Origin of the sequence: uncultured Schumannella sp., from assembly GCF_905479755.1 — a bacterium.
Classification (GTDB): Bacteria; Actinomycetota; Actinomycetes; order Actinomycetales; family Microbacteriaceae; genus DCRR01.
Map to the genome: position 1 here is coordinate 1 of NZ_CAJQNT010000040.1, position 23,943 is coordinate 23,943.

The window sequence follows — 23,943 nt, forward strand, 5'->3', positions numbered from 1 at the left end:
CGGCCATCGCTCGACCGAGCCGGTTCATTACATCGAGACGAGAAGCAATAGTCAGCATTCGATGACTATACAGCTCTCGATGAACTTACGTCGAGCTACGCTGATCTCTCCGCCGTGTTGCGACGATCATCTGAATTCGCCCGGCGAAGAGGAGGGCTTTAGAGGGCCGCGACCTGCTTGGCGATCGCGCTCTTGCGGTTCGCCGCGTTGTTGGCGTGGATGACGCCCTTGCTCGTGGCCTTGTCGAGCTTCTTGCTCGCGACCTGGAGGGCAGCGGTGGCCTTCTCCTTGTCGCCGGCGGCGATCGCGGTGCGCGTGGCACGGATCGCGGTCTTGAGCTCGCTCTTGACCGCCTTGTTGCGCTCCTGCGCCTTGAGGTTGGTCTTGATGCGCTTGATCTGCGACTTGATGTTCGCCATGGTGTTTCCTTTAACGGTTGCGGAACGTGTGGATAGTGCCGTTCCGGTAGAGGGGCCGTTCCGGCGAATCGCGCGCTGTGGGACACGCGGAAACCAAGGGTCTACGTTACCAGGTCGCGCGCGAGTCGAGCAATCGCGCCGCGGTGTGGCGTCAGGCGGTGAGAAAGCGCGCGGCGACGTCGCCGGAGAGCGCCGCATCGATCCGGTTCAGGTACTCCTCGCGCATCGCCGGCAGCGCGTCCACGGCGAACCACTCCACGGCGCTCGCCTCCCCGTCGGCGGGGTAGGGGTCACCGTCGAGATACCGGCAGCGGAATGTCAGGTCGAGGTACTGCGAGCGGTCGCCGTTCTCGTAGATGACCTTCGGGGTGGTGGCGACGCGCGCGAGGCGTTCGACGGCAATGCGGACGTTGGCTTCTTCGAGCGCTTCGCGCGCCGCGGCGATCGCTGGCTCTTCCCCCGGATCGATGATGCCGGTGACGGGAGACCAGTCGCCGTTGTCGGCTCGACGCTGGAGAAGCATCCGTGTTCCACTGTCATCGAGGATGACCGCGGTCACGCCGGACAACCACAACGGCGCGGTTCCGATGGCTTTGCGGAGTTCGAGCACGAAGTCGGGGGCTGGCACGTGTCGATCCTAGGTTCGACGCGACGCGTCGCGCCCGGATGACGCCCCGGTCCGCCGCAGTCTGCGAGAATGGGCGGAAATGTCTCCCCGTGCCCTGAAGCCTCTCGAACCGGCCGCAACCGACCCGTCGCGCATCCGGAATTTCTGCATCATCGCGCATATCGACCACGGCAAGTCGACGCTCGCCGACCGGATGCTCGGCATCACCGGAATCGTGTCGGATCGCGACGCGCGTGCCCAGTACCTCGACCGCATGGACATCGAGCGCGAGCGCGGCATCACGATCAAGAGCCAGGCGGTCCGGATGCCGTGGCAGGTCGGCGGTGACACCTTCGCCTTGAACATGATCGACACCCCCGGGCACGTCGACTTCACCTACGAGGTGAGCCGTAGCCTCGCCGCGTGCGAGGGCGCCATTTTGCTGGTGGATGCCGCGCAGGGCATTGAAGCGCAGACGTTGGCGAACCTGTATCTCGCGCTCGACAACGACCTCGAGATCATCCCGGTGCTCAACAAGATCGACCTGCCCGCCGCTGACCCGGACAAGTACGCGAAAGAGCTCGCGAGCCTCATCGGCGGCAAGCCGGAGGATGTGTTGCGCGTGAGCGGCAAGACCGGCCAGGGCGTCGAAGAGCTGCTCGACCGCGTGGTCGAGCGGATTCCCGCCCCGGTGGGCGACCCGACGGCGCCGTCGCGCGCGATGATCTTCGACTCGGTCTACGACTCCTACCGCGGTGTCATCACGTACGTCCGCATGGTGGACGGCGCGCTCAAACCGCGCGAGAAGATCCAGATGATGTCGACCCGCGCGGTGCACGAGCTGCTCGAGATCGGGGTCTCCTCGCCCGAGCCGACGCCCACCCAGGGTCTCGGCGTCGGCGAGGTCGGCTACCTGATCACGGGCGTGAAGGACGTGCGCCAGTCCAAGGTCGGCGACACGGTCACGAATTCACGCACTCCCTCCACCGAGGCCCTGCCCGGCTACACCGACCCGAAGCCGATGGTCTTCTCGGGCCTGTACCCGATCGACGGCAGCGACTACCCGGTGCTGCGCGAGGCGCTCGACAAGCTGAAGCTGTCGGATGCCTCCCTCAACTACGAACCGGAGACCTCGGTCGCGCTGGGCTTCGGCTTCCGTTGCGGATTCCTGGGCCTGCTCCACCTCGAGATCGTCACCGAGCGCCTGGAGCGCGAGTTCGGGCTCGACCTGATCTCGACCGCGCCAAGCGTGACCTACGAGGTCACGACGGAGGACCGCAAGGAGTTCACGGTCACGAACCCGAGCGAGTTCCCGACGGGCGCCAAGATCCACAGCGTCACGGAGCCGATGGTGAAGGCGGCGATTCTCGCGCCGAAGGATTACGTCGGCACGATCATGGAGCTCTGCCAGTCGCGGCGCGGCACGCTCCTCGGCATGGACTACTTGGGCGAGGACCGCGTCGAGATCAAGTACACGATTCCCCTCGGCGAGATCGTGTTCGACTTCTTCGATCAGCTGAAGTCGAAGACCGCGGGCTACGCCTCGCTCGACTACGAACCGAGCGGCGACCAGGAGGCCGATCTGGTGAAGGTCGACATCCTGCTGCAGGGCGAGGCGGTCGACGCGTTCAGCGCGATCGTGCACCGAGACAAGGCCTACGCCTACGGCGTGCTGATGACGGAGCGGCTCAAGAAGCTCATCCCGCGTCAGCAGTTCGAGGTGCCGATTCAGGCGGCGATCGGGGCCCGCATCATCGCCCGCGAGTCGATCTCGGCGATGCGCAAGGATGTGTTGGCGAAGTGCTACGGCGGTGACATCACCCGCAAGCGCAAGCTCTTGGAGAAGCAGAAGGAAGGCAAGAAGCGCATGAAGATGGTGGGACGCGTCGAGGTTCCGCAGGAGGCGTTCATCGCGGCGCTCTCCGGCGACGTCGAGACGAAGGACAAGAAGTGACCGCCGTCGCCGCGGTGGCTTTCACCGTCCTCCTGGTGGCGCTGGCGATCTTCCAGATCGCCCTCATCGCGGGCGTGCCGTGGGGCCGCGCCGCCTGGGGCGGCGCCGACGCCGTGCTGCCCGCCAATAAGCGGATCGGCAGCATTGTCGCCGTGGTGCTGTATGTGGCCTTCGCGATTATCGCGCTGTTCCGCGCCGGCGTCGTCGGCGACGCCAGCGAGGCGCTCGGGCTTGTCATCGCGATGTGGGTCGTCTTCGGTTACCTGGCGCTCGGCGTGGTGATGAATGCGATCTCGCGCAGCAAACTCGAGCGATTCATCATGACCCCCGTCGCGCTGGTTCTCGCGATCCTCGCCCTCGTGGTGGCGCTCGGGCGCTAACGTCAGTCCCGACCGTCGAGGAAGGGACCGACATGCCGGAATGGGGACTGGCCGCGATCGGCGGCATGGCGGCGGGCGGTGCTCTGCTGCTCGGCGCGGCGATCGCCTGGTTCGTGCGGGTTCCCGACCGGGTGACGGCCACGATCATGGCCTTTGGTGCGGGCGTTCTGATCTCCGCGCTCGCCTTCGACCTGGTGCTCGAGGCTGAGGCGACGTCCGGCCTGTGGGTCACGAGCGGAGCGTTCCTGACGGGCGCGGTCGTCTACGTGGCGGCGAACCTGGCCCTCCACCGTTTGGGGCAGCGCGCGAGGCCGGGAACGACGTCGGACTCGACGGGATCCGGCATCGCGGTCGGTGCGCTTCTCGACGGAGTTCCGGAGGCGGCGGTGCTGGGCCTTTCCGTCGCCACCTCGGGCGTGCTCAGTGTGCCGCTGCTCGTCGCGATCGCCATCTCCAATATCCCCGAAGGTCTCTCGAGCACCGCCGAGTCGAAGGCCGCGGGCGGGAGCCGCGCCTCGATTTTCCGGCTCTGGGGAACCATCGCGGTCGTCTGCGCGCTCTCCAGCCTGATCGGCTATGTCGTGCTCGGGGCGCTCGATGAACACGCGCGTTCGGTGACGCAGGCGGTGGCCGCGGGCGCGATCCTGGCCATGATCTGCGACACCATGATCCCCGATGCGTTCCGCCGCACCGGCGCGTTCACCGGGCTCGCGGCGACGGTGGGCTTCCTCGGCGCGTTCGTGCTGCACGCCGCCGTGTAGCGACGATGACACGTCGCGACGGTGCCGTGTAGCGACGGCGTCAGGCGTGAACGGCGACCCGGGGTCGAGCGATCCGCACCACCGGATAGAGCGCGGCGCGCATCCGCACCAGGCGCTCGAGGGTGTCCGGGCGCACGATGAAGCCGCCGAGTTCGCGGTCAGCCTCGACGACCAGCCAGACGCGGATGTCGTAGTGCTCGGCGAGCGCCGCGAAGGCGTCGACGTGGGAGGAGAAACGCTCGGCGAGGCGGTCCAAGCAGGCCAGCGCCAGCGGGTCCCCCTCGGTCGGGGTCGACTCGCCCTCGTCGAAGGTCCACGAGGAACTTGCGGCGAGCTGTCCTTCGGCGGCGAAACGGGGCAGCGGATGCGGAACGTCGGCCTCGAGAGCGAGCGTGGGCTTCACGCGCAAGGTGGCCGACACGCGCGACGCGGTATCGAACGGAGTCCTGCCGTACAGACTCACGCTCGCGCTGGTTCGGGTAACAGCCACCCTCTGAGAGTGCGGGTTTTGCGAGGACGAATCAAGTACACGGGCCTGTCTATCCCACCCTCTGGGGTGACCCGCTAGGGGTACGTCCGCCAGCCGAACTGCGGCTCGAAGCCGAGCTCACGGCGGGCCTTGTCGATCGAGAGCAGCGTCTCGTGGCCGGTGAGCTCTCGGGTGAGTTCGACGTCGGGGAAGTACGTCGCCATGAGCTCGGCGCTCGGGGTGTCGACGGTGGTGTCGGCGTTCGCGATGACGTACGTCTCGAACCCCGGCTTCGCCGTCTCCAGCGCGCGCAGCACCGCCTGGGCGCCGTCGCGGGCGTCGATGTACCCCCAGAGGTTCCACCGGCGGAGGGAGGGGTCTTTCGAGTACTTCGGGAACTCCGCGTAGTCCTCCGGGCTCATCACGTTCGAGAAACGCAGGCCGGTGATGCTGAGCTCGTCGTCCCAGCGCACGAGCTTGCGGGCGAGTTCCTCTTCGAGGTGCTTGACGATCGCATACGTCGATTCGGGGCGCGAGTCGTACTCCTCGTCGAGCGGTGCGTAGGGCGGATCGATGTCGAAGGGGATGCCCAGCAGCGTCTCGCTCGACGCGGTCACGATTCGGCGGATCCCGGCCCGAATCGCGCCGTGCAGCACGTTGTAGGTCGCGGCCATGTTGTTGTGGAAGGTCGCGGAGTCGGGGGCGAGCCCACTCGCGGGAATGGCGCCGAGGTGCACCACCGCATCGAAGCCGGGCGCCCGGTCGACGCCGTGCAGCGCATCCACGACCTGGCCGTAGTCGGTCAGGTCGACCTGCACGAAGCCGGGGGAGCGTTGCCCGGTGCGATCGAAATTGGTGACGTCGTGGCCCGCCGCGCGCAGTGACGACACGACCGTTCCGCCGAGTTTTCCGCTTCCTCCGGTGACCGCGATTCTCATGCCGCCATCCTCTCAGGCGGAGGGTGCGAGTGCTCGCCCCGCGCGAATCAGCGAGAATGGAGGGATGCCCGCGACGTCTCGCCCCCACGACACGGAGAAGCAGCCCCTGTGGCTGGTTCCCGTGACCTATGGCGCGGTCGGCGGCACGCAGGCTCCGGACCTGCTGCGCTACCCGCCGAAGGGCTACCGCCCGCTCGAGCGGCGGGTGCGACTCGGGCACGGCGCGGAGCGCTTCGAGCACGCGTGGATGCAGACGCTGACCTGGGGCATCCAGCGGCGTTCCGGGTTCCGGGTTCGTGTTCTCGATGCCCCGCCGGAGGTCACCGAGGGCTCGTACACCCCGGTGAGCTTCGAGGAGGATGGCACGCCGATCGAGCCGGCGACGCTCGCGGCTGAGGGCGAGCAGGTCTTCTCGCCCGACGGCGACCCGCTCCTGCGTTCGGGTGACACCGCGCTCCTCCGGCTGACGCTGTGGCCGGTTGAGGTGCCGTGCCGTGTGGTCTATGTCGTCGACGAGCCGACGCGCAAGGGCTTCGCCTACGGGAGTCTTCCCGGGCACCCGGAGCGCGGCGAAGAGTCGTTCGTCGTCGAGCACCGCCCCGACGACTCGGTCTGGCTCACGATCCGGGCGTTCTCGCGCCCCTCGGGGTGGCTGTTCTGGCTGGGCTATCCGATCACCCGGCTGACGCAGGCGATCATCACGCGCCGCTACGAGCGCGCTCTCACCGGCCCGCTCACGGGTGTGCGGTGAGCCCCTCCGCCTTGCCGCTCGGCGATCCCGCGCCGGTCGACGGCGCGCTTCCGGCGTCCGTGCGCGACGGGGACGCCGAGCGCGACTTCGGCGTCTACCTGCACGTGCCGTTCTGCCGGGTGCGCTGCGGCTACTGCGACTTCAACACCTACACCGCCGACGAGGTGCGCGGCGTGAAGCAGAGCGACTACGCGGGGCAGGCGCTCGACGAGATCGCGTTGGCGCGGCGGGTGCTCGACGGCGTCGCGCTTCGCGATCGTCCCGCCTCGACGGTGTTCTTCGGCGGCGGAACACCGACGCTGCTGCCGATTTCGGATCTGGCGCGCATGCTCGACGGCGTCCGCGCAACGTGGGGTGTCAGCGCGGATGCCGAAATCACGACCGAGGCCAACCCTGACTCGGTCGACCGCGACGCGCTGTTCGCTCTCGCCGAGGCCGGATTCACGCGCGTGTCGTTCGGCATGCAGTCCGCCGTGCCGCACGTGCTGGCGACACTCGAGCGGACGCACGACCCGGCGCGCGTTCCCCTCGTGGTCGAGTGGGTGAAGGAAGCGGGGCTCGCGACGAGCCTCGACCTGATCTACGGAACCCCGGGCGAGTCGCTCGAGGATTGGAGCGCCTCGCTCGACCTGGCGCTCGCGCAGGAGCCCGACCACCTGTCGGCCTACGCCCTCATTGTCGAGGCCGGCACCAAACTCGCACGTCAGATCTCGCGCGGTGAGGTGGCGGAGCCGGACGACGAGCTGCACGCCGACATGTACGAACTCGCGGAGGCGCGGCTGTCGGCCGCGGGCTACGAGTGGTACGAGCTCAGCAATTGGGCGCGCGGACCCGCCGAGCGATCGCGCCACAACCTCGCCTATTGGACGGGGCAGGACTGGTGGGGGATCGGCCCCGGCGCGCACAGCCATGTCGGCGGCGTGCGCTGGTGGAACGTCAAGCACCCGGCCGCCTACGCCCAGCGGCTGGCCGCGGGCGAGTCGCCCGCCGCGGGTCGGGAGACGCTGGACGACGACACCCGGCGCGTCGAGATGGTGCTGTTGCAGAGCCGGCTTCGGAGCGGCCTCGCGGTCGATCTTCTCGATGTCGAGGGCAGAAAGTCGGTCGCGGGGCTCATCGCGGACGAGCTCATCGACGGGCGTGCGGCCCTCGCCGGACGCGTCGTTCTGACGGTGCGCGGGCGTCTCCTCGCGGATGCTGTCGTCCGGCGCCTCGTGCCCCACTAGATTTCCTTTCATGGAGTTCTTTGCGGACCTGTTTATCGACGGCGAGTGGCGCGCGGGCGCCGAGGGAGAACGGTTTGCGGTCACCGATCCGGCGACCGGCACCACGCTCACCGAGTTCGCCGTCGCCACGATCGCGGACTGCACCGCGGCCGTCGACGCCGCCGAGCGCGCCTTCCCGGCGTGGGCGGCGACCGCTCCGCGCGAGCGTGCCGAAATCCTGCGTCGCGCCTTCGAGATCCTGACCGCGGAAAAGGAGACGCTCGCCGAGCTGATGGTGCTCGAGAACGGCAAGGCCTGGCCGGACGCCATGGCCGAGGCCGGCTATGCGACCGAGTTCTTCCGCTGGTTCAGCGAGGAGGCGGTGCGCGTCCGCGGCGACTTCCGACTCGCACCGGCCGGCGACAAGCACATCATCGTCGATCACCAGCCCATCGGCGTCTCGGTGCTCGTCACTCCGTGGAACTTTCCCGCCGCGATGGCGACCCGCAAGCTCGCGCCGGCCCTCGCGGCGGGCTGCACGGTGGTGCTGAAGCCCGCGAGCGAGACACCGCTGACCTCGGCCTACGTCGTCGAGGTGCTTCGCCGAGCCGGCGTTCCTGCGGGAGTCGTCAACCTCGTCACGCCGCGGCCGACGGGCCCCGCGGTGAGCGCGATGCTGCACCACCCCGCGGTGCGGAAGCTCTCCTTCACCGGCTCGACCGAGGTGGGTCGCCAATTGCTGCACGAATCCGCCGACACGGTGCTCAGCACGAGCATGGAGCTGGGCGGCAACGCGCCGTTCCTCGTCCTGCCCGGAGCCGACCTGGAGGCGGCCGTCGAGGGCGCTCTCGTCGCGAAGATGCGCAACGGCGGTTCCGCCTGCACGAGTGCGAACCGGTTCTACGTGCACCGCTCGCTGCACGATGAGTTCGCACGTGCGATGAGCGAGAAGCTCGGCGCGTTCAAGGTCGGGTCCGGCCTCGATCGCGACAACCAGCTCGGGGCCCTCGTCTCGGTGGGCGAGCGCGATAAGGTCGCCGACCTGGTGGACACCGCGGTGGCGGAGGGCGCGCAGCTCGCGCTCGGCGGTCAGAAGAGCGAGCAGGGCGCGTTCTACCCGCCGACCGTGCTTACCGGGGTCGAGCACGGCGCGACGATCAACGCGACCGAGATCTTTGGGCCGGTGACGGCGATCGTCGTCTTCGACGAGGTCGAGGACGCGATCCGCATGGCGAATGACACGATCTTCGGCCTGATCGCCTACGTCTTCGGGGAGAAGGGCGAGGCCCTGCGCGTCGCGCGCCGGATCGACGCCGGCATGGTCGCCATCAACCGCGCCGTCATCAGCGACCCCGCTGCGCCATTCGGAGGAATGAAGCAGTCGGGGCTCGGTCGAGAGGGCGCGAGCGAGGGGATCCTCGAGTTCCTCGAAGAGAAGTACCTCGGCGTCGAGCTCTGACCGAGCCCGCACTCAGCGTCAGTTGATGAACGGGATGGCGAGCGGGTACTTGTAGCCCTCGCCCTTGTTCGCGGCGATCGCCGCGATAATCGCGAAGACGATCGAGTAGACCCACACCGCGAAGTAGGTCAGGAATCCGATCAGCACGAACATCAGAATCCACGAGGCGACGTAGCCGATCAGCACGGTGAGCTGGAAGTTGAGGGCCGTCGCCGAGTGCTGGCGCACGAGCGGGCCGCGGTCTTTGAGGACCAGGTAGCCGACGAGCGGCACGAGGAAGCCGAAGAAGATGCCGCCGACGTGGATGAGGGTCGCCCAGAGCCGCTCATCGGAGGGGCTCAATGGGGACGGCGCGGCGGCGTACGGGTTGACGGGGGGCGGGGTCTGCTCGCTCATGGCGCCATTAAACCAGCAAGCCGGGCCCGAAGGCCCGGCTTGCGGTGGTGCGTCGTGCGCTTACTTGATGAAGCGGAACGTCACCGGGTAGCGGTACGAGCCGCCACCGTTGACCTTGATGCCACCCATGACGCAGAAGATCACGGTCACGGCGACGATGGCGAGCCAGATGAGCGTCTGAACGATGCCCCACAGGCCGAACGTGATCGCCGTGAGGATGAGTCCGATGATGAAGTTCGCGGCGTGCGCGATGGCGACCGTGATCTGGAAGTTGAGGGACTCCTTCGCCTCAACGTTCACCTTCGGGCCGCGGTCCTTGAGGATCAGCCAGATGAGGAGGGGCGCGAGGAACGACAGGATCCCACCGAAGTGCGAGAGTGACGCCCAGAGCTTGTCGTCGGACTCCGAGAGAGGTGCTGCCGCTGCGGGCGCGGATTCAGTCATGGTCGTTGCATACCTTTCGAAGGTGTCTGGTCTCGATCCGCGTCGATATCGGCGACGGATCCATCAACACACGGCGACAAACGGCCACCGTGAGCACAGGGACACGGTATCGGTCACCGCGGGCGCGTGCAACGGTTTGGTCACACTCGCTCGCGCTACAATTAGCAGTCAAGTTCCCGGAGTGCTAAGGCGGGCGTGCGAGCCCGCGGTCGAGAGGCGGTGTCGAAATGGTTTCCGAGCGCGGTCTCGAAGTGCTTCGCGTCATCGTTCAGGACTACGTCGCCTCCCGCGAGCCGGTCGGGTCGAAGTCGATCGTCGATCGGCATTCCTTCGGGGTCTCGGCCGCGACGATCCGCAACGACATGGCGCTCCTGGAAGAGGAAGAGCTCATCACCGCGCCGCACACCTCCTCGGGTCGCATTCCGACCGACAAGGGGTACCGCGTCTTCGTCGACCAGTTGAGCGATCTGCGACCGCTGAGTTCGGCGCAGCGCACCGCGATCGAGACCTTCCTCGGCGACGCCGTCGACTTCGACGACGTTCTCGCGCGCACGGTGCGGATGCTGTCGCAGCTCACCAACCAGGTCGCCCTGGCCCAGTACCCGAGTTTCGGGACCGCGCGCGTGCGTCACATCGAATTCGTGATGCTCGCGCCCTCCCGTCTGATGACGGTGCTGATCACCGACACCGGTCGCGTCGATCAGCGCCTCGTTGAGACGGGCGCGCCGCTCACTGACGATGCGGTGGCCGACCTGCGCGCCCGCTTCAACGGCGAACTCGGCGGGCTGGCGCTCGCGGAGGCGGCGACCCGACTGGTGGACGTCCCTGCCGGGGTCGCGCCCGAACACCGCGTTCTCGCCGACACGCTCGCTGAGAGTCTGGTCGAGCAGGTGGCGGCGAACCGCCAGGACCGGCTCGTCATGGCGGGGGCCGCGAACCTGGCGCGGACCGAGCGCGACTTCAGCGGCAGCATCTCGTCGGTGTTCGACGCGATCGAAGAGCAGGTGACGCTGCTCCGGCTGTTCGGCGAGATGCAGCTGGAACACGACGGCGTTCGCGTCAGCATCGGGCGCGAAAATGACACCTTCGGCCTCGGCGAAACGAGCGTGCTCGCCACCGGTTACACGGCGACGGGCGGCAGCACGGCCCACGTGGGACTGCTCGGCCCCACCCGCATGGACTACTCGAGCAACATCGCGGCGGTGCGTGCGGTGGCGCGCTACCTGACGCGGTTGCTCGGTGACGACTGATCATTCGACACCCTAAGGATTACCTGGTTTGACTGACCACTATGAGGTCTTGGGCCTCGAGCGCACGGCGACTCCCGAGGAGATCAAGAAGGCCTATCGCCGGCTCGCGCGCGAGCTCCACCCGGACGTGAACCCGAGCGAGGACGCCGCCGAGCGCTTCAAGCTCGTCACGCACGCCTACGACGTGCTGAGCGACCCCGATCAGCGCGAGCGCTACGACCTCGGTCCGCAGGCCGGCGTCGGAGGCGGGAACTTCGGCTTCGGCGACATCTTCGACTCGTTCTTCGGGGCGTCTCAGGCGCGCTCCGGCCCGCGCTCGCGCCGCGAACGCGGTCAGGATGCGCTCCTGCGCATCGATGTGACGCTCGATGAGGTGATCTTCGGCACCGCGCGCGAGCTCGACGTCGACACCGCCATCTTGTGTGCCACGTGCGAGGGATCGTGCTGCGCCCCCGGCACCTCGCCGATCACGTGTGACATCTGCCGCGGCACGGGGCAGATCCAGCGGACCATGCGGTCGCTGCTCGGCAACGTGATGACCTCGAGCCCGTGCGGCACCTGCCGCGGCTACGGCACGATCATCCCGAACCCCTGCCCGACCTGTGCCGGTCAGGGCCGGGTGCGCGCCAAGCGCACCGTCACGATCGATGTGCCCGCCGGGGTCGACACCGGAATGCGTCTGCATCTCGCGGGTGAGGGCGAGGCGGGGCCCGCCGGCGGCCCGAACGGCGATCTGTATCTCGAGGTCAAGGTCAAGCACGACGACACCTTCAGTCGCAACGGCGATGATCTGCTCGCCACGCTCGAGGTGCAGATGACGGATGCCGTCCTCGGCACCACCGCGACGCTCACGGCGCTCGACGGCGAGGTCGAGATCGAGGTGAAGCCCGGCACTCAGAGCGCCGATGTCGTGACCGTCAAGGAACGCGGCGTCACCCGGTTGCGCGGCGGCGGTCGCGGTGATCTGAAGGTGGGCATCCAGGTGGTGACGCCGGTGCGACTGAACAGCAAGGAGCAGCAGCTCATGAAGCAGTTCGCGCAGAGCCGGCGGCCGGTCGCTCCCGAGTTCTCGACTTTCCAACAGGGGATCTTCGCCAAGCTCCGCGACCGTTTCCTGGGCTGAGATCCGTGGCCTCCCTGTATCTGGTGCCCGCCGCGGAGTTCGCCGACGGGGTCGCGCGCGGCGTCGTGCGGATCGTCGGCGACGAAGCACGGCACGCGGCGCAGGTCTCCCGTGTGCGCGTCGGAGAATACCTCTCCGTCAGCGACGGCTCCGGCTCGATCGCGAGCGGCGCGGTCGAGCAGGTGACCCCCGGCGAGGTGCTGGTGCGGATCGAGGTCGTGCGCACCGACGATGCGCCGCGCCCCGAACTCTGGCTCGCCCAGGCGCTCGCGAAGGGCGATCGAGACGAGCTCGCGATTCAGGCGGCGACCGAGCTGGGCGTCTCGGGCGTGATCCCGTGGTCGGCAGAACGCTCGGTGTCACGGTGGACCGGCGCGAAGATCGAGAAGGGCCGCGCGCGCTGGCAGACGATCGTGCGCGAGGCGAGCAAGCAGGCGATTCGGGCTCGTGTGCCCGAGGTCGCTGCCGTGATCGGAACGCACGAGCTGTGCACGGTCGCCTCCGAGGGCGAGCTGCTGCTGGTGCTCGACCCGACGGCCGAGTTCGGCATCGGCGACGTCGACCTGGAGCACGTGTCGCGCATCACGCTCGTCGTCGGTCCCGAGGGCGGGATCTCGTCGGCCGAGCTGTCGGCGTTCGAGGCGGCCGGCGCGCGGCGCGTCCGCCTGGGCTCCGAGATCCTGCGTACCTCGACTGCGGGGCCCGCGGCACTTTCGGTGCTGAATGCACGGCTCGGGCGCTGGTAGCGGTTGCCGCTTAAGATGGGCTCATGAGCACCGCCGAGCCGACGATCTTCGAACGCATCGTCGCGCGTGAGATTCCCGCCGACATCGTCTTCGAGAACGAGCGCATCATCGCCTTCCGCGACATCGCGCCGAAGGCTCCGGTGCACCTCCTCGTGGTTCCGACAACGGCGGAGTTCGCGAACGTGGTCGAGCTCGCGAGCGGGAACCCCGACCTCCTGGCCGAGATGGTGGCGGTGGCCGGTCGCCTCGCCACCGAGCACTGCGACGGCGAATTCCGCCTGATCTTCAATACCGGCGCTGCGGCCGGTCAGACCGTGTTCCACGTGCACGCCCACGTCCTGGGCGGCACCCTCCCGGAAGGCAGCCTTGGCACCGAGTGACCCGACCCCGCCCGACGTGCCCGTCGAGAGCGCGATCGGGCATGCTGAACTCGAGGTCGACGGACTCGCCATGGTGCGGCTGCTCGGCCCTCAGGATCGCCTGCTGACCCGACTGGAGCGCGAGTTCCCGGGCGTCGACGTGCACGTGCGCGGCAACCGGGTGGCCCTCGACGGTGAGCCGAGCCAGGTTTCGGCCGCCGAACGGCTCGTTCGGGAACTCGTCACGATGGTGCGCGACGGGGTGGACCTCGGCCCGAGTGACGTCTCGACCTCCGCCCGGATCCTCGAGCGTGGGGAGACGACGCCGGCCGAGGTGTTGAGCCAGTCGATCATCTCGTCGCGCGGCAAGAGCATCCGCCCGAAGACCCTGGGGCAGAAGGCCTACGTCGACGCGATGGATCACCACACCGTGACCTTCGGAATCGGTCCCGCGGGCACGGGCAAGACCTATCTCGCGATGGCGAAGGCCGTGCAGGCGCTGCAGCGCAAAGAGGTGGATCGGATCATCCTCAGCCGCCCGGCGATCGAGGCGGGGGAGCGCCTGGGCTTTCTGCCCGGCACACTGACCGACAAGATCGACCCGTACCTCCGGCCGCTCTACGACGCGCTCAACGAGATGATGGATCCGGAGATCGTCCCCAAGCTGCTCGCCACCGGCACCGTGGAGGTCGCGCCGCTCGCCTACATGCGCGGGCGCACGCTCAACAACTCCTTCGTCGTGCTCGACGAAGCGCAGAACACCACCCCCGAGCAGATGAAGATGTTCCTCACCCGCCTCGGATTCGGCACCCGGATGGTCATCACGGGCGACATCACTCAGATCGATCTGCCGCTCGGCGCGAGCGGCCTCCAACTGGTGTCGCACATCCTCGACGGGGTCGATGACATCCACTTCGCGCGCTTGACGAGCGACGACGTCGTGCGCCACTCGCTCGTGGGCCGCATTGTCGATGCCTACACGCTCTACGACGCCGAACAGCAGGCGCGTCAGCACGCGCGCGACCTCGGGGGCGACCCCGACGGGCACAATCGCGCGGCTCGGCGCGGCCGTGCCGCCGCAGATTCCACCGCCCGCGGGCACGAACACAAAGGACGTCGACGCTCGTGAGCATCGAAATCAATAATGAGTCCGGAGTCGAGGTCGACGAGGCCGCGATCCAGCGTCTGGCCAGTTTCGCCCTCGATCACGTGCGCGTCCATGCCGACGCCGAGCTCGCGATCCTCTTCGTCGATGAGGCCGCGATGGAGCAGCTGCACGTGCAGTGGATGGACGAACCCGGCCCGACCGACGTTCTCAGTTTTCCGATGGACGAGCTGCGCCCCGGCTCGGATGACGACATCACCCCGCCGGGGCTCCTCGGCGATCTTGTGATCTGCCCCCAGGTCGCGATCGCGCAGGCCGAGGAGGCGGGCCATTCGCCGATCGAAGAGATGACGTTGCTGACCGCCCACGGCATTCTGCACCTGCTCGGGTTCGATCACGCGGACCCCGAGGAGGAGAAGGAGATGTTCGGCGTTCAGCGCGACATCCTCATCGGTTTCTCGCTCGCCGAGCGTCGGAGGTAGTGGTGGTTGTCGCGTTCGTGGCGATCGCGGTCCTGCTCGTCGCGTTCGGAGGTTTTCTGGCTGCGGCCGACGCGGCACTGAGCGTTCTGAGTCGCGGCGACCTGACCGAACTCTCAGAGCGCTCGCGCGCCCGCCGCTCCCTCCAGGCGATCGCCGCCGACATCGGCGCGCACCTCAACGCCACCAACTTCATGCGCATCGTCGCCGAGACGACCGCCGCGGTGCTCGTGACGCTCTCGCTCGCGACGATCTTCGTCGAGCGCTGGTGGTGGTCGCTGCTGGTGGCGGCGCTCATCATGACCGGCGTCTCCTTCGTCCTCGTCGGCTCGAGTCCGCGCTCGGTCGGTCGCGCGCACGCGCGGGCCATTGCGCGCGCCGCCGCGGTCCCGGTCCGCATCATTCGGGTGATCCTCGGGCCCTTCGCGGATGCGCTCGTCGCGATCGGCAACTGGGTGACGCCGGGGCGTCCGAAGGCGGTGACGTTCTCCAGCGAAGAGCAACTCCTCAGCATGGTCGACGAGGCGACCGAGGCGGACGTGCTCGAAGAAGACGACCGCGAGCTGATCCACTCCATCTTCGCCTTCAACGACACGCTGGTTCGCGAGGTCATGGTTCCGCGCACCGACATGGTGACGATCGATGCGGATGCGTCGATTGCGGCGGCGATGAGTCTGTTCCTCTCCTCGGGCGTCTCGCGTATGCCCGTGGTCGGCGGCGACGTCGACGAGGTGGTCGGCATTCTCTATCTGCGCGACCTGGCCCGGTACAGCCACGAGCAGCCGCTCGACGCGGCGAATGTGCGCGCGCGGGAGCTCTCCCGCGAGGCGCTGTTCGTTCCCGAGTCGAAGAAGGCCGACGACACGCTGCGTCAGATGCAGCTGGAGTCGACCCACCTCGCGATGGTGTTCGACGAGTACGGCGGGATCGCCGGCCTCGTGACGCTCGAGGATCTGATCGAGGAGCTGGTCGGCGAGATCTCGGACGAGTACGACCGTGACACGCCCGACGCGAGCGCGCTGGGCGGCGGGGTCTATCGCATCAGCGCGCGGCTGCCCACCGACGAGCTCGGCGAACTGTTCGGTGTCGAGCTCGATGACGACGACGTCGACTCCGTCGGCGGTCTGCTCACCAAGGCCCTCGGCCGACTCCCGGAACGCGGAGCGTCTGCCGTCGTTTCGGGGATCTCGCTGCGTGCCGAGCGCGTCGAGGGGCGGCGCAAGCTGCTGCGCACCCTGATCGCGCAGCGCGACGCCACGCTCGACCCTCCGACGACTCCTGCCCCCGAAAAAAGCGAGCGAAGCCGATGACCGATGATTTCCGTGCCGGCTTCGTCTCCTTCGTCGGGCGACCCAATGTGGGCAAGTCGACCCTGACCAATGCGCTCGTCGGCGAGAAGGTCGCGATTACGTCGTCGAAGCCGCAGACCACGCGGCACGCGATTCGCGGCATCGTGCACACCTCCGACGGTCAGGTGATCATCGTCGACACTCCGGGCATCCACCGTCCGCGCACTCTGCTCGGGGAGCGACTGAACAGTGTGGTCACGGCAACGCTCGGCGACGTCGACGTGATCGGGTTCTGCATTCCCGCGGGGGATCGCATCGGCCCCGGGGACCGCTTCATCAACGAACAGCTGGATGCCTTCCCGCGCGCGAAGAAGGTCGCGATCGTGACGAAGACGGATGCGGTCGGCAAGCGTCAGGTCGCGGAACAGCTCGTCGCCGTGAGCGAGCTGCGCGAGTGGGAGGCGATCGTTCCGGTCTCGTCGCACAGTCGCGTGCAGCTCGACATCCTGCACGCGCAGCTGCTCGGCCTGCTGCCGACATCGCCGCCGCTGTACGACGCCGACACGACGACCGATGAGACGCTCGAGAAGCGCGTGGCGGAGCTCATTCGCGAGGCCGCCCTCGAGGGAGTGAGCGACGAGCTGCCGCACTCGCTCGCGGTCACGATCGACGACATGGTGGACCGCGACGATAAGGAGCTCGTGGAGATCTACGCCAACGTCTGGGTCGAGCGCGACAGTCAGAAGGGCATCATCATCGGCAAGGGTGGGGCGCGCCTGCAGGACGTCGGCGCGCGGGCCCGCGCGGCGATCGAGCCGCTCGTCGGCTCCCAGGTCTTCCTGTCTCTGCGCGTGAAGGTCGCCAAGGAGTGGCAGCGCGACCCGAAGCAGCTCGGCCGCTTGGGCTTCTAGGCTCAGCCCGCCGTCACGGTGACGGCCCCCGCGAAGGCATCGCCGGTGAGCTGGGCGCCGCGCGGGGCGATGATGGCGCAGTCGATCGGGTAGGTCGCGCCGTCGAGGCGGGTGCCCTCGAAGGTCGTCCAGCCCTTGGTCGGCCACACATCGGCCCAGACCGACACGTCTGCGGCGAGCGCGCCTTCGGCGACGAGTTGGCCGACGAGCGTGGCGCACACCTCGTCGGCGGCGCGGTAGTCGGCGGGCTGCCCGGTCCCCGGGTCGACGGTCTCGATCCAGGCGGTGCCGAGCGCGACGCCGGCATCGAAGCGCACGATCGACTGTCCGATGTGCGCCGCCTCGCAACTGACCGCGGTGCGCTGGTCATCATCCTGGAGGTCGAAGCACTCCCGCAGTTCGGTCGGGATCGCGCCGGTGGTGAGCTCGGCGATCGTCGAACCGGCCTCGAAGTTCACGGACTGGAGCGTGGATGCGTCATCGAGCCAGCCGACGGCGCAGATGACCGAGTCGTCGTCGGCGCCGAAGCGCGCGGCGGTGTCGAGCGAGGCGGTCAGCCAGGTGGGTGACGCCAGCTCGAGCGCGAGCTCGTCGCCGATGAGCTCACCGGCCATCACCCCGGAGAGTCCCGTGATGGCGCGGAAGGCGCGCTCGCATTGGGGCATGGCCCAGTCGGTGAACGCGGCGACCAGTTCGTCGCTCGGATCGGCGAGCACGAGTCGCTCATAGACGCTCGCGGCGTCGCTTGCGGCGATGGCGTCCGCGGCCCCCGGCCACGCTCCGAGATCGGCGACGATGTCGAAGCGGTGCGGTTCGCTGCAGTCCACAGCGCTCTCGCGCACGGGCTGGTGGTTGAACTCCTCCGCGATGCAGTCGCCCGCCTGAAGCACGACGGCGTCGGGCGGCGCCGAGCATCCGGAAATCAGAACCGCGAGGAGGGCTGCGGTGACGATTCCCGGCAGGATGCGACGAGGTCGGGGCATGCGGGGGATCCTCCTGGTGGCGTTCACGTGCTCGCTGAGCGTACCTCGACGGCGGGCGGGCCGAGGCGTCAGCTCACGCGGTCGGTGGCGGCGGAGGCGAGCCGGTGGAGTTCGTCGCGCGCTCCCCGGGCGAGCGGCGCATCGTCCAGCGCGGCGAGCGCGTCGGCGACCTCGCGCGCGATCATCTGCTCGACGTGATCGACCGCCCCGGAGTCGCGCACCGCGGTCTGCAGCATCGCGATCTGCTCGGCGGTGAGGTCGGGGTCGCCGACGAGCTCGTCGAAGATCCTGAGGGTCGACGCCGGCAACTGCTTGCGGGTGAGTGCGATCAGCATCGTTCGCTTGCCCTCGCGCAGGTCGTCGCCTGCGGGTTTCCCGGTCTTGGCCTCATCACCGAACACCCCGAGGATGTCGTCGCGAAGCTGGAAGGCCACCCCGAGCGGAAGGCCGAAGTCCCGGAGCGCGCTCACCTGCGCGAGTGATCCTTCGGCGAGGGCGGCGCCGAGCGCGAGCGGAGCCTCGACGCTGTATTTCGCCGACTTGTAGACGACGACGCGGTGCGCGCGTTCGAGCGCCTCGAGATCGTCGTGATCACGCCAGGAAACCTCGTCGAGCATGTCGAGGTATTGCCCCAGCGTGACTTCGCTGCGCATCGTCGCGAACTCGGCGCGCGCGGCGGCCGCGGCGGAGGCGGGGAGCGAGGTGAGTCCGCGCTCGAAGAGGTCGTCGCTCCAGCCGAGCAGGAGATCGCCGAGCAGGAGGGCTGCGGCGCGTCCGTAGCCGGCCGCATCGCCGGACCAGCCGGACTCGATGTGGAAGGACTCGAATCGGCGATGCAGGCTCGGCTGCCCGCGGCGCAGGTCGGAGTTGTCCATGATGTCGTCGTGGGCGAGCGCGGCCGCGTGAAAGAGCTCCAGCGATGCGGCCGCAGCGATCACCGCGGTGAGACGATCGTGGACGGCGGACTCATCGGCGGGGTCGAGGGAGTCGGTGCGCATCGCGATCGCGGCCCAGCCCCAGTAGCAGAATCGCGCCCGAAGTCGCTTGCCGCCGGCGAGGAACTGACGCGCGGCCGTCGTCAGCTCGGCGAGTTCGGGGGAGACCCGTCGCAGGGCTGCGTCTTGTTCGTCGAGGAAGTCGACAATGCACTCGTGGACCAGATCGACTAATCGCGGACTCCCAGGCACGCGCCTAGCCTAGCCGTGGCGCACGGGCTTAGAATGGAGGCTCAGCAGGAGATCGATCGATGACCGGTCGTTCACGAGGGAGCAGCACATGCCACTTTCCGAACAGGAGCAACGACTCCTCGACGAGATGGAGCGCAGTCTCTACCACAACGAGGCGGACGACGTCACGACGGTCGGAGCGCCTCGCGGTCGCGCGAGCTTCACCGCCATCCTGCTCGGATCGATCGCTGGCGTCCTCGGGCTCGGCCTGCTGCTGACCGGCGTCATCGCCCAACAGCCGATCATCGGCGTTCTCGGCTTCGCGCTGATGTTCGCTGGCGCCGTCTTCGCGATCACTCCGCCGTTGCGTTTCCGCGTTCTCGCCTCGGGGCGAAGCGCCGCTCCGCGCGGTGAGCGCGCGAGCTTCATGGATTCGCTCAACGACCGCTGGGACCGCCGCACAGACGAGCGCGGCCGCTAGCCTCCACTTTCCTCCACGGCGCCGTTGCGGCGCCGCCCTCTCGGGGTCGACCTTCTGGTCGGCCCCTTTTTTCGTGCGCTCGCGCCCCGCTCGGGCCGCACTGGCCACTCTGTCCTCCATTTTCCTCCACGCTCTTGATCAGGCTTTTTAGTGTGTAAATGAGCCTTGCTTCGCGAATAATGCGGAAAATCGTGGACGAGTGGAGTGCTGTGGAGTAAAGTGGAGCACGCCCTGAATCTGGCCGGAGAGTGAGGGGGTGGCCCACATGCTTCTTGGCACGTTCGTCCCCAAGCTCGACGACAAGGGTCGGCTCGTTCTCCCCGCCAAGTTCTGGGACGAGTTCGCCGGCGGCCTCGTCATGACTCGCGGCCAGGAAGGCTGCGTCTACGTCTACAGCCAGCGCGAATTCGAGGCGCTGCACGAGCGCATGAGCGCGCAGGCGCCGGCACTGGGCAAGAAGGGCCGCGACTACCTGCGTCTGTTTCTCAGCGGTGCCGCACAGGAGATCCCCGACTCGCAGCGACGCATCACCATTCCGGCCGCGCTGCGCGAGTACGCGCACCTCGATCGCGAGCTCACCGTCATCGGCGCCGGTACGCGCGCCGAGATCTGGGACACCGAAGCCTGGACCAGGTACTACGACGCCACCGAAGCAGAATTCTCCGACGCCGACGGGGAGGTGATTGCGGGCCTCTTCTAGCGCCTGGGCTCCGACCCTCAGCCGCGCTCCCTGACTCACCTTCCCCGGTGTCAGGTCGCAGCGGATGGGGATCCGAACTCAGGGGCTCGCCCCAACGACATGACGACCAACCCTCTCCACACTCCCGTGCTGCTCGATCGCTGCCTCGAGTTGCTTGCTCCCGCGCTCGAACGGCCCGGGGCAGTGATGATCGACGCCACCCTCGGCCTCGGCGGGCACGCCGAAGCCTTTCTGCAGCGCTTCCCCGAGATGCACCTCGTGGGCCTGGACCGCGACACGGATGCGCTCCGATTGACGGGGGAGCGCCTGGCGCCGTACGCGGATCGCATCGATCTGGTGCACACGATCTACGACCGCATCCCCGAGGTGTTGGAGGAACTCGGCATCGACGAGGTCTCGGCGATCCTCTTCGACCTCGGTGTCTCGTCGATGCAGCTCGATCGCGCCGAACGCGGGTTCGCCTACTCGCAGGATGCCCCACTCGACATGCGCATGGATCCGACCGCCGAGCTCACCGCGGCGCGTGTCATCGCCGAGTACGACGAGTCGGAACTGCGTCGCATCTTCTACGAGTACGGGGAGGAGAAGCTCGCGCCCCGCTACGCCAGTCGGATCGTCCAGCGTCGCGCGGAAGCGCCGCTGCGCACCTCCGCGGAACTCGTCGAGGTGCTCATCGCGGCCACCCCCGCGGCCGTGCAACGCGCCGGCCACCCTGCGAAGCGGGTCTTTCAGGCGCTGCGCATCGAGGTGAATCAGGAACTCGTTGCCGTCGAACGCGCGATCCCCGCGGCGCTCGACGCGCTCGAGGTGGGCGGGCGCATCGTCGTGCTCGCCTATCAGTCCCTCGAGGACCGCATCGTCAAGCGCGTCCTCGCCGCACGGTCGCGGTCGACCGCTCCGCGCGGACTCCCGGTCGAGCTTCCCGAGCATCGCCCCGAATTCGCGCTCCTGGTGCGCGGCGCCGAGCTGGCGAGCGAAGACGAGAAGGCGCTCAACTCGCGTGCCGCTCCGGTGCGGCTGCGCGCCGCCGAACGACTCCGTGGTGCCGCATGAGCCACGCCACGCTCGGTGCCACGGCCCTCGCGTCTCCGCGTCAGCACCCGCGCCCCTCGAGCCCGCCGAGGCGCCACCTCGAAGTTGCGCCCACGCGCGCACAGCGCCGTGCGCGCCCGAAACTCGTACATGCGGTCGTGCTCCTCGCGGGCGTCGTCGCCGTGCTCCTGGCGCAACTCGGCCTCAGCATGGCGGTCGCCGACGGTGCATACCAGATCTCGAGTCTGCAGATCGAGCAACGCGATCTGCTGCGCGACACCGAAGCGCTGGCCGAGAATCTGGAGAGCCTGCAGTCGCCGCAGTTCCTGGCCAGCAACGCCGAGGCGCTCGGCATGGTCGCCAGCGGCAATCTGCCTTACATCGATGTGGCGACCGGACACGTGAGCGGTCGCGCAGGCGAGACCGGCGGAAGCGTGCTCGGGCGCAGCGGCGGTGCGATCGGCAACGTTACGCTCGCCGGAGTCCCGCTGGTCACCACGTCGTCGACGACACCGACGGAGTCCGCGTCCGAGTCCTCCCAGCCGAACGGCGGGCTGACCGTCGTGGACTCGAATGGGGGAAACGCGGGCGCGTCGACGGCGCAGACCGGCACGGGGGAGTCATCCTCGACCTCAGGGACGCTGCCGTCGCCGAAGACGCGGTGACCTTGGCGTCGAGATCGCGCGAGACGAAAGCGGGAGGGCGATCGTGATCAATCCACGTGGCACGCGGCATCGTCTCGCGCTCACCGTGATCATGGTGTTCGCCATCATCGTCGGCCTCGGGGTGCGGCTGTTCGACATTCAGGTGGTGCGCGCTGACGCGATCTCGGAAGGCGCCTCCGACCATCGGTCGCGCCAGGTGACGGTCTACGGAACTCGCGGAAGCATCGTCGACACCAACGGCGTGGTGCTCGCCGACAGCGTGCAACGCTTCGACATCACGGCCTCGCCGCGTAACGTCGACTTCACCACCACCTCGATTCTTCGAGACGACGATGGCGACGGAGAGAGCGAACGCGTCACCGTGCCGACCTCGGAGGCGATCGCGGCGATCGCGGCGATCACGGGGGATGACCCGGCCGAGATGACGGCCGCTCTGACGGACGCTCTTGCCGACGATCCGCGTGCGGACTTCGCCTACCTGAGTCGCAAGGTCAAACTCGATGTCTTCGAGCAGGTCAAGGCGCTCGGGATCTCCTGGGTCTACAACGAACTGCACCCGGCCCGGAGCTATCCGAACGGCGCCGTGGCGGGCAACCTGGTGGGCTTCCTCGGAACCGATGAGCCGCTCGCCGGCGTCGAGAACTACCTGGACGAGTGCCTCGCCGCGACGAACGGCAGCAGCTTGTACGAGGCCGGCGCCGACGGTGTGGCGCTTCCCGGCACGAGCTACGTCGACGCGGAACCGGTGGACGGTGCGACCGTTCACCTGACGATCGACTCCGATCTGCAGTGGTTCACGCAGCAGACCCTCGCCTCCCAGGCGCAATCGCTCGGCGCCGAGTGGGCGACGGCGATGGTCGTGCGCGTTGACGACGGGCACATCATGGCCGCGGCCGACTGGCCGAGCGTCGACCCGAACGACCTGAACTCGCTTCCCGCCGAAGACATGGGAGCCCGCAGCTTCACGAGCCCCTACGAACCGGGGTCGATCATCAAGCCCTTCACGTTCGCATCGTTGCTGGATGCCGGGAAGGTCTCGGTCACCGAGCAGCTCCTGGTCCCGGCCAGCTACACCGAGGGGCTCCCGGCCGGCAAGGTCATCACCGACGCCTGGTGGCACGGCGAGGTGCGCTGGACAGCGGCCGGCATCCTCGCCGACTCGTCGAACATCGGCACCTCGATGCTCTCCACCCGGCTGGATGCCGCGACGCGACGTGACGACCTGCTCGGCTTCGGCTTCAACACGCCAACCGGTGTCGACTTCCTCGGGGAGGAGCCCGGGACCGTGCTGCCGCTGGATCGCCTGGACTCGATCACGAACGTGACGCAGCAGTTCGGCCAGGGCATGGCCGCGACCAGTGCGCAGGTGGCGAGCGCATACCAGGCGCTCGGCAATGGCGGCGTGCACGTCCCGCTCACCCTCGTCGAGGGCTGCGAATGGCCCGACGGCACCATGACAAACACCCCGAACGTCGAGTCCACGCAGGTCGTGAGCGAGAGCGCGGCCGACCAGACGGTGTCCGTCATGGAGCAGGTGATCTCGCAGGGCTCGTTGTCGAGCATCGTGAGCTTCCCCGGGTATCGCGTCGCGGCTAAGACCGGCACGGCGGAGATCGCCGAGAACGGGGTGTACGGCGAGGAGCGGATCGTCTCGATCGCGGGCATGGTGCCGGCCGACGACCCCGAGTACGTCGTGGTCGTGACGATCGCAAAGCCCGATACCATGAGAACTTCCGCGGCCGCGGCGCCGGCTTTCGAGACGATCATGCAGCAAGTCATCAAGGCTTTCCGCATCTCCCCGTCAAGCACGTCGGCACCGTTCATCCCCCTCACCTGGTGAGACCGGTCGCGTCAAGTCCCTGTCATCGAGC

The 23,943-nt window shown here is 68.2% G+C and carries 27 protein-coding genes; 19 read left to right on the plus strand and 8 right to left on the minus strand.

Annotation, left to right across the window (positions count from 1 at the left end):
- Positions 1-158 precede the first annotated feature (158 nt).
- Together rpsT and QZ258_RS10745 are read right to left on the minus strand one after the other, a co-directional pair.
- Complete coding sequence (rpsT, locus tag QZ258_RS10740; RefSeq protein ID WP_294181389.1) at positions 159-419, minus strand: 30S ribosomal protein S20; 261 nt, start codon at positions 417-419, stop codon at positions 159-161.
- 151 nt (positions 420-570) lie between these two features.
- Positions 571-1,047, minus strand: a complete 477-nt coding sequence (locus tag QZ258_RS10745; protein WP_294181391.1) for an NUDIX domain-containing protein — start codon at positions 1,045-1,047, stop codon at positions 571-573.
- A gap of 79 nt (positions 1,048-1,126) precedes the next feature.
- Between QZ258_RS10745 and lepA the strand changes: the two genes are divergently transcribed.
- Genes lepA through QZ258_RS10760 form a run of 3 tightly spaced genes read left to right on the plus strand, consistent with a single transcriptional unit; the run spans position 1,127 to position 4,121 of the window.
- Positions 1,127-2,980, plus strand: coding sequence for a translation elongation factor 4 (gene lepA / locus QZ258_RS10750; RefSeq protein WP_294181392.1), 1,854 nt, complete (start codon positions 1,127-1,129; stop codon positions 2,978-2,980).
- Positions 2,977-3,360, plus strand: a complete 384-nt coding sequence (locus QZ258_RS10755) for a hypothetical protein (protein ID WP_294181394.1) — start codon at positions 2,977-2,979, stop codon at positions 3,358-3,360. Before lepA ends, QZ258_RS10755 begins: the two co-directional genes overlap by 4 nt.
- A gap of 32 nt (positions 3,361-3,392) precedes the next feature.
- Positions 3,393-4,121: a ZIP family metal transporter gene (locus QZ258_RS10760; RefSeq protein ID WP_294181395.1), complete on the plus strand. Its 729-nt coding sequence runs from the start codon at positions 3,393-3,395 to the stop codon at positions 4,119-4,121.
- A gap of 40 nt (positions 4,122-4,161) precedes the next feature.
- On the opposite strand, the gene QZ258_RS10765 is transcribed toward QZ258_RS10760, so the two are convergent.
- Both QZ258_RS10765 and QZ258_RS10770 read right to left on the minus strand, forming a co-directional pair.
- Complete coding sequence (locus tag QZ258_RS10765; protein ID WP_294181396.1) at positions 4,162-4,611, minus strand: hypothetical protein; 450 nt, start codon at positions 4,609-4,611, stop codon at positions 4,162-4,164.
- A 74-nt stretch (positions 4,612-4,685) separates the two neighbouring features.
- Complete coding sequence (locus QZ258_RS10770; RefSeq protein WP_294181397.1) at positions 4,686-5,528, minus strand: NAD(P)-dependent oxidoreductase; 843 nt, start codon at positions 5,526-5,528, stop codon at positions 4,686-4,688.
- 64 nt (positions 5,529-5,592) lie between these two features.
- Between QZ258_RS10770 and QZ258_RS10775 the strand changes: the two genes are divergently transcribed.
- From QZ258_RS10775 to QZ258_RS10785, 3 genes are read left to right on the plus strand one after another with little or no spacing between them, the layout of a single operon-like run.
- Complete coding sequence (locus tag QZ258_RS10775) at positions 5,593-6,279, plus strand: DUF1990 family protein (protein WP_294181398.1); 687 nt, start codon at positions 5,593-5,595, stop codon at positions 6,277-6,279.
- The gene (gene hemW, locus QZ258_RS10780) at positions 6,276-7,505 is read left to right on the plus strand and encodes a radical SAM family heme chaperone HemW (protein WP_294181399.1); all 1,230 of its coding nucleotides are present in this window, start codon (positions 6,276-6,278) and stop codon (positions 7,503-7,505) included. The genes QZ258_RS10775 and hemW overlap by 4 nt, the downstream gene beginning before the upstream one ends.
- 10 nt (positions 7,506-7,515) lie before the next feature.
- Positions 7,516-8,943 (plus strand): NAD-dependent succinate-semialdehyde dehydrogenase, encoded by a 1,428-nt coding sequence (locus QZ258_RS10785; RefSeq protein ID WP_294181400.1) that lies wholly within the window; start codon positions 7,516-7,518, stop codon positions 8,941-8,943.
- An 18-nt stretch (positions 8,944-8,961) separates the two neighbouring features.
- Here the strand turns inward: QZ258_RS10785 and QZ258_RS10790 are convergent, their stop codons facing one another.
- Complete coding sequence (locus tag QZ258_RS10790) at positions 8,962-9,339, minus strand: DUF4870 domain-containing protein (RefSeq protein WP_294181401.1); 378 nt, start codon at positions 9,337-9,339, stop codon at positions 8,962-8,964.
- A 60-nt stretch (positions 9,340-9,399) separates the two neighbouring features.
- Positions 9,400-9,783, minus strand: a complete 384-nt coding sequence (locus QZ258_RS10795) for a DUF4870 domain-containing protein (RefSeq protein ID WP_294181402.1) — start codon at positions 9,781-9,783, stop codon at positions 9,400-9,402.
- Between the two features lie 227 nt (positions 9,784-10,010).
- On the opposite strand from QZ258_RS10795, the gene hrcA reads away from it, so the two are divergent.
- From hrcA to era, 8 genes are all read left to right on the plus strand, one after another.
- Entirely contained in the window at positions 10,011-11,033 is a 1,023-nt protein-coding gene (hrcA, locus tag QZ258_RS10800; protein WP_294181404.1) for a heat-inducible transcriptional repressor HrcA, read from the plus strand.
- Positions 11,034-11,061: 28 nt separating this feature from the next.
- A complete protein-coding gene (gene dnaJ / locus QZ258_RS10805) occupies positions 11,062-12,156 on the plus strand; it encodes a molecular chaperone DnaJ (RefSeq protein ID WP_294181406.1) in 1,095 nt (364 codons plus the stop codon).
- 5 nt (positions 12,157-12,161) lie between these two features.
- Positions 12,162-12,902 carry a 16S rRNA (uracil(1498)-N(3))-methyltransferase gene (locus QZ258_RS10810; RefSeq protein ID WP_294181407.1) on the plus strand — a complete coding sequence of 247 codons (741 nt, stop codon included), beginning with the start codon at positions 12,162-12,164 and terminating at the stop codon, positions 12,900-12,902.
- A 23-nt stretch (positions 12,903-12,925) separates the two neighbouring features.
- Entirely contained in the window at positions 12,926-13,282 is a 357-nt protein-coding gene (locus QZ258_RS10815) for an HIT domain-containing protein (RefSeq protein ID WP_294181409.1), read from the plus strand.
- A gap of 70 nt (positions 13,283-13,352) precedes the next feature.
- Positions 13,353-14,390, plus strand: a complete 1,038-nt coding sequence (locus tag QZ258_RS10820; protein ID WP_294181443.1) for a PhoH family protein — start codon at positions 13,353-13,355, stop codon at positions 14,388-14,390.
- The gene (ybeY, locus tag QZ258_RS10825; protein WP_294181411.1) at positions 14,387-14,848 is read left to right on the plus strand and encodes an rRNA maturation RNase YbeY; all 462 of its coding nucleotides are present in this window, start codon (positions 14,387-14,389) and stop codon (positions 14,846-14,848) included. The genes QZ258_RS10820 and ybeY overlap by 4 nt, the downstream gene beginning before the upstream one ends.
- A gap of 2 nt (positions 14,849-14,850) precedes the next feature.
- The gene (locus tag QZ258_RS10830; RefSeq protein WP_363182258.1) at positions 14,851-16,155 is read left to right on the plus strand and encodes a hemolysin family protein; all 1,305 of its coding nucleotides are present in this window, start codon (positions 14,851-14,853) and stop codon (positions 16,153-16,155) included.
- Entirely contained in the window at positions 16,152-17,045 is an 894-nt protein-coding gene (gene era / locus QZ258_RS10835) for a GTPase Era (RefSeq protein WP_294181415.1), read from the plus strand. The genes QZ258_RS10830 and era overlap by 4 nt, the downstream gene beginning before the upstream one ends.
- A 2-nt stretch (positions 17,046-17,047) precedes the next feature.
- On the opposite strand, the gene QZ258_RS10840 is transcribed toward era, so the two are convergent.
- A complete protein-coding gene (locus QZ258_RS10840) occupies positions 17,048-18,028 on the minus strand; it encodes a hypothetical protein (RefSeq protein WP_294181418.1) in 981 nt (326 codons plus the stop codon).
- A 68-nt stretch (positions 18,029-18,096) separates the two neighbouring features.
- Positions 18,097-19,215, minus strand: coding sequence for a polyprenyl synthetase family protein (locus QZ258_RS10845; RefSeq protein WP_294181420.1), 1,119 nt, complete (start codon positions 19,213-19,215; stop codon positions 18,097-18,099).
- A gap of 88 nt (positions 19,216-19,303) precedes the next feature.
- On the opposite strand from QZ258_RS10845, the gene QZ258_RS10850 reads away from it, so the two are divergent.
- The 5 genes from QZ258_RS10850 to QZ258_RS10870 all read left to right on the plus strand — a co-directional run bounded on the left by QZ258_RS10850 (position 19,304) and on the right by QZ258_RS10870 (position 23,912).
- Complete coding sequence (locus QZ258_RS10850) at positions 19,304-19,675, plus strand: DUF3040 domain-containing protein (protein ID WP_294181422.1); 372 nt, start codon at positions 19,304-19,306, stop codon at positions 19,673-19,675.
- Positions 19,676-19,940: 265 nt separating this feature from the next.
- Positions 19,941-20,375, plus strand: a complete 435-nt coding sequence (locus tag QZ258_RS10855; protein WP_294181445.1) for a division/cell wall cluster transcriptional repressor MraZ — start codon at positions 19,941-19,943, stop codon at positions 20,373-20,375.
- A 99-nt stretch (positions 20,376-20,474) separates the two neighbouring features.
- Positions 20,475-21,428 carry a 16S rRNA (cytosine(1402)-N(4))-methyltransferase RsmH gene (gene rsmH, locus QZ258_RS10860; RefSeq protein WP_294181424.1) on the plus strand — a complete coding sequence of 318 codons (954 nt, stop codon included), beginning with the start codon at positions 20,475-20,477 and terminating at the stop codon, positions 21,426-21,428.
- A complete protein-coding gene (locus QZ258_RS10865; RefSeq protein ID WP_294181426.1) occupies positions 21,425-22,072 on the plus strand; it encodes a hypothetical protein in 648 nt (215 codons plus the stop codon). The genes rsmH and QZ258_RS10865 overlap by 4 nt, the downstream gene beginning before the upstream one ends.
- A 43-nt stretch (positions 22,073-22,115) precedes the next feature.
- Positions 22,116-23,912, plus strand: coding sequence for a penicillin-binding protein 2 (locus QZ258_RS10870; RefSeq protein WP_294181428.1), 1,797 nt, complete (start codon positions 22,116-22,118; stop codon positions 23,910-23,912).
- Positions 23,913-23,943 lie beyond the last annotated feature (31 nt).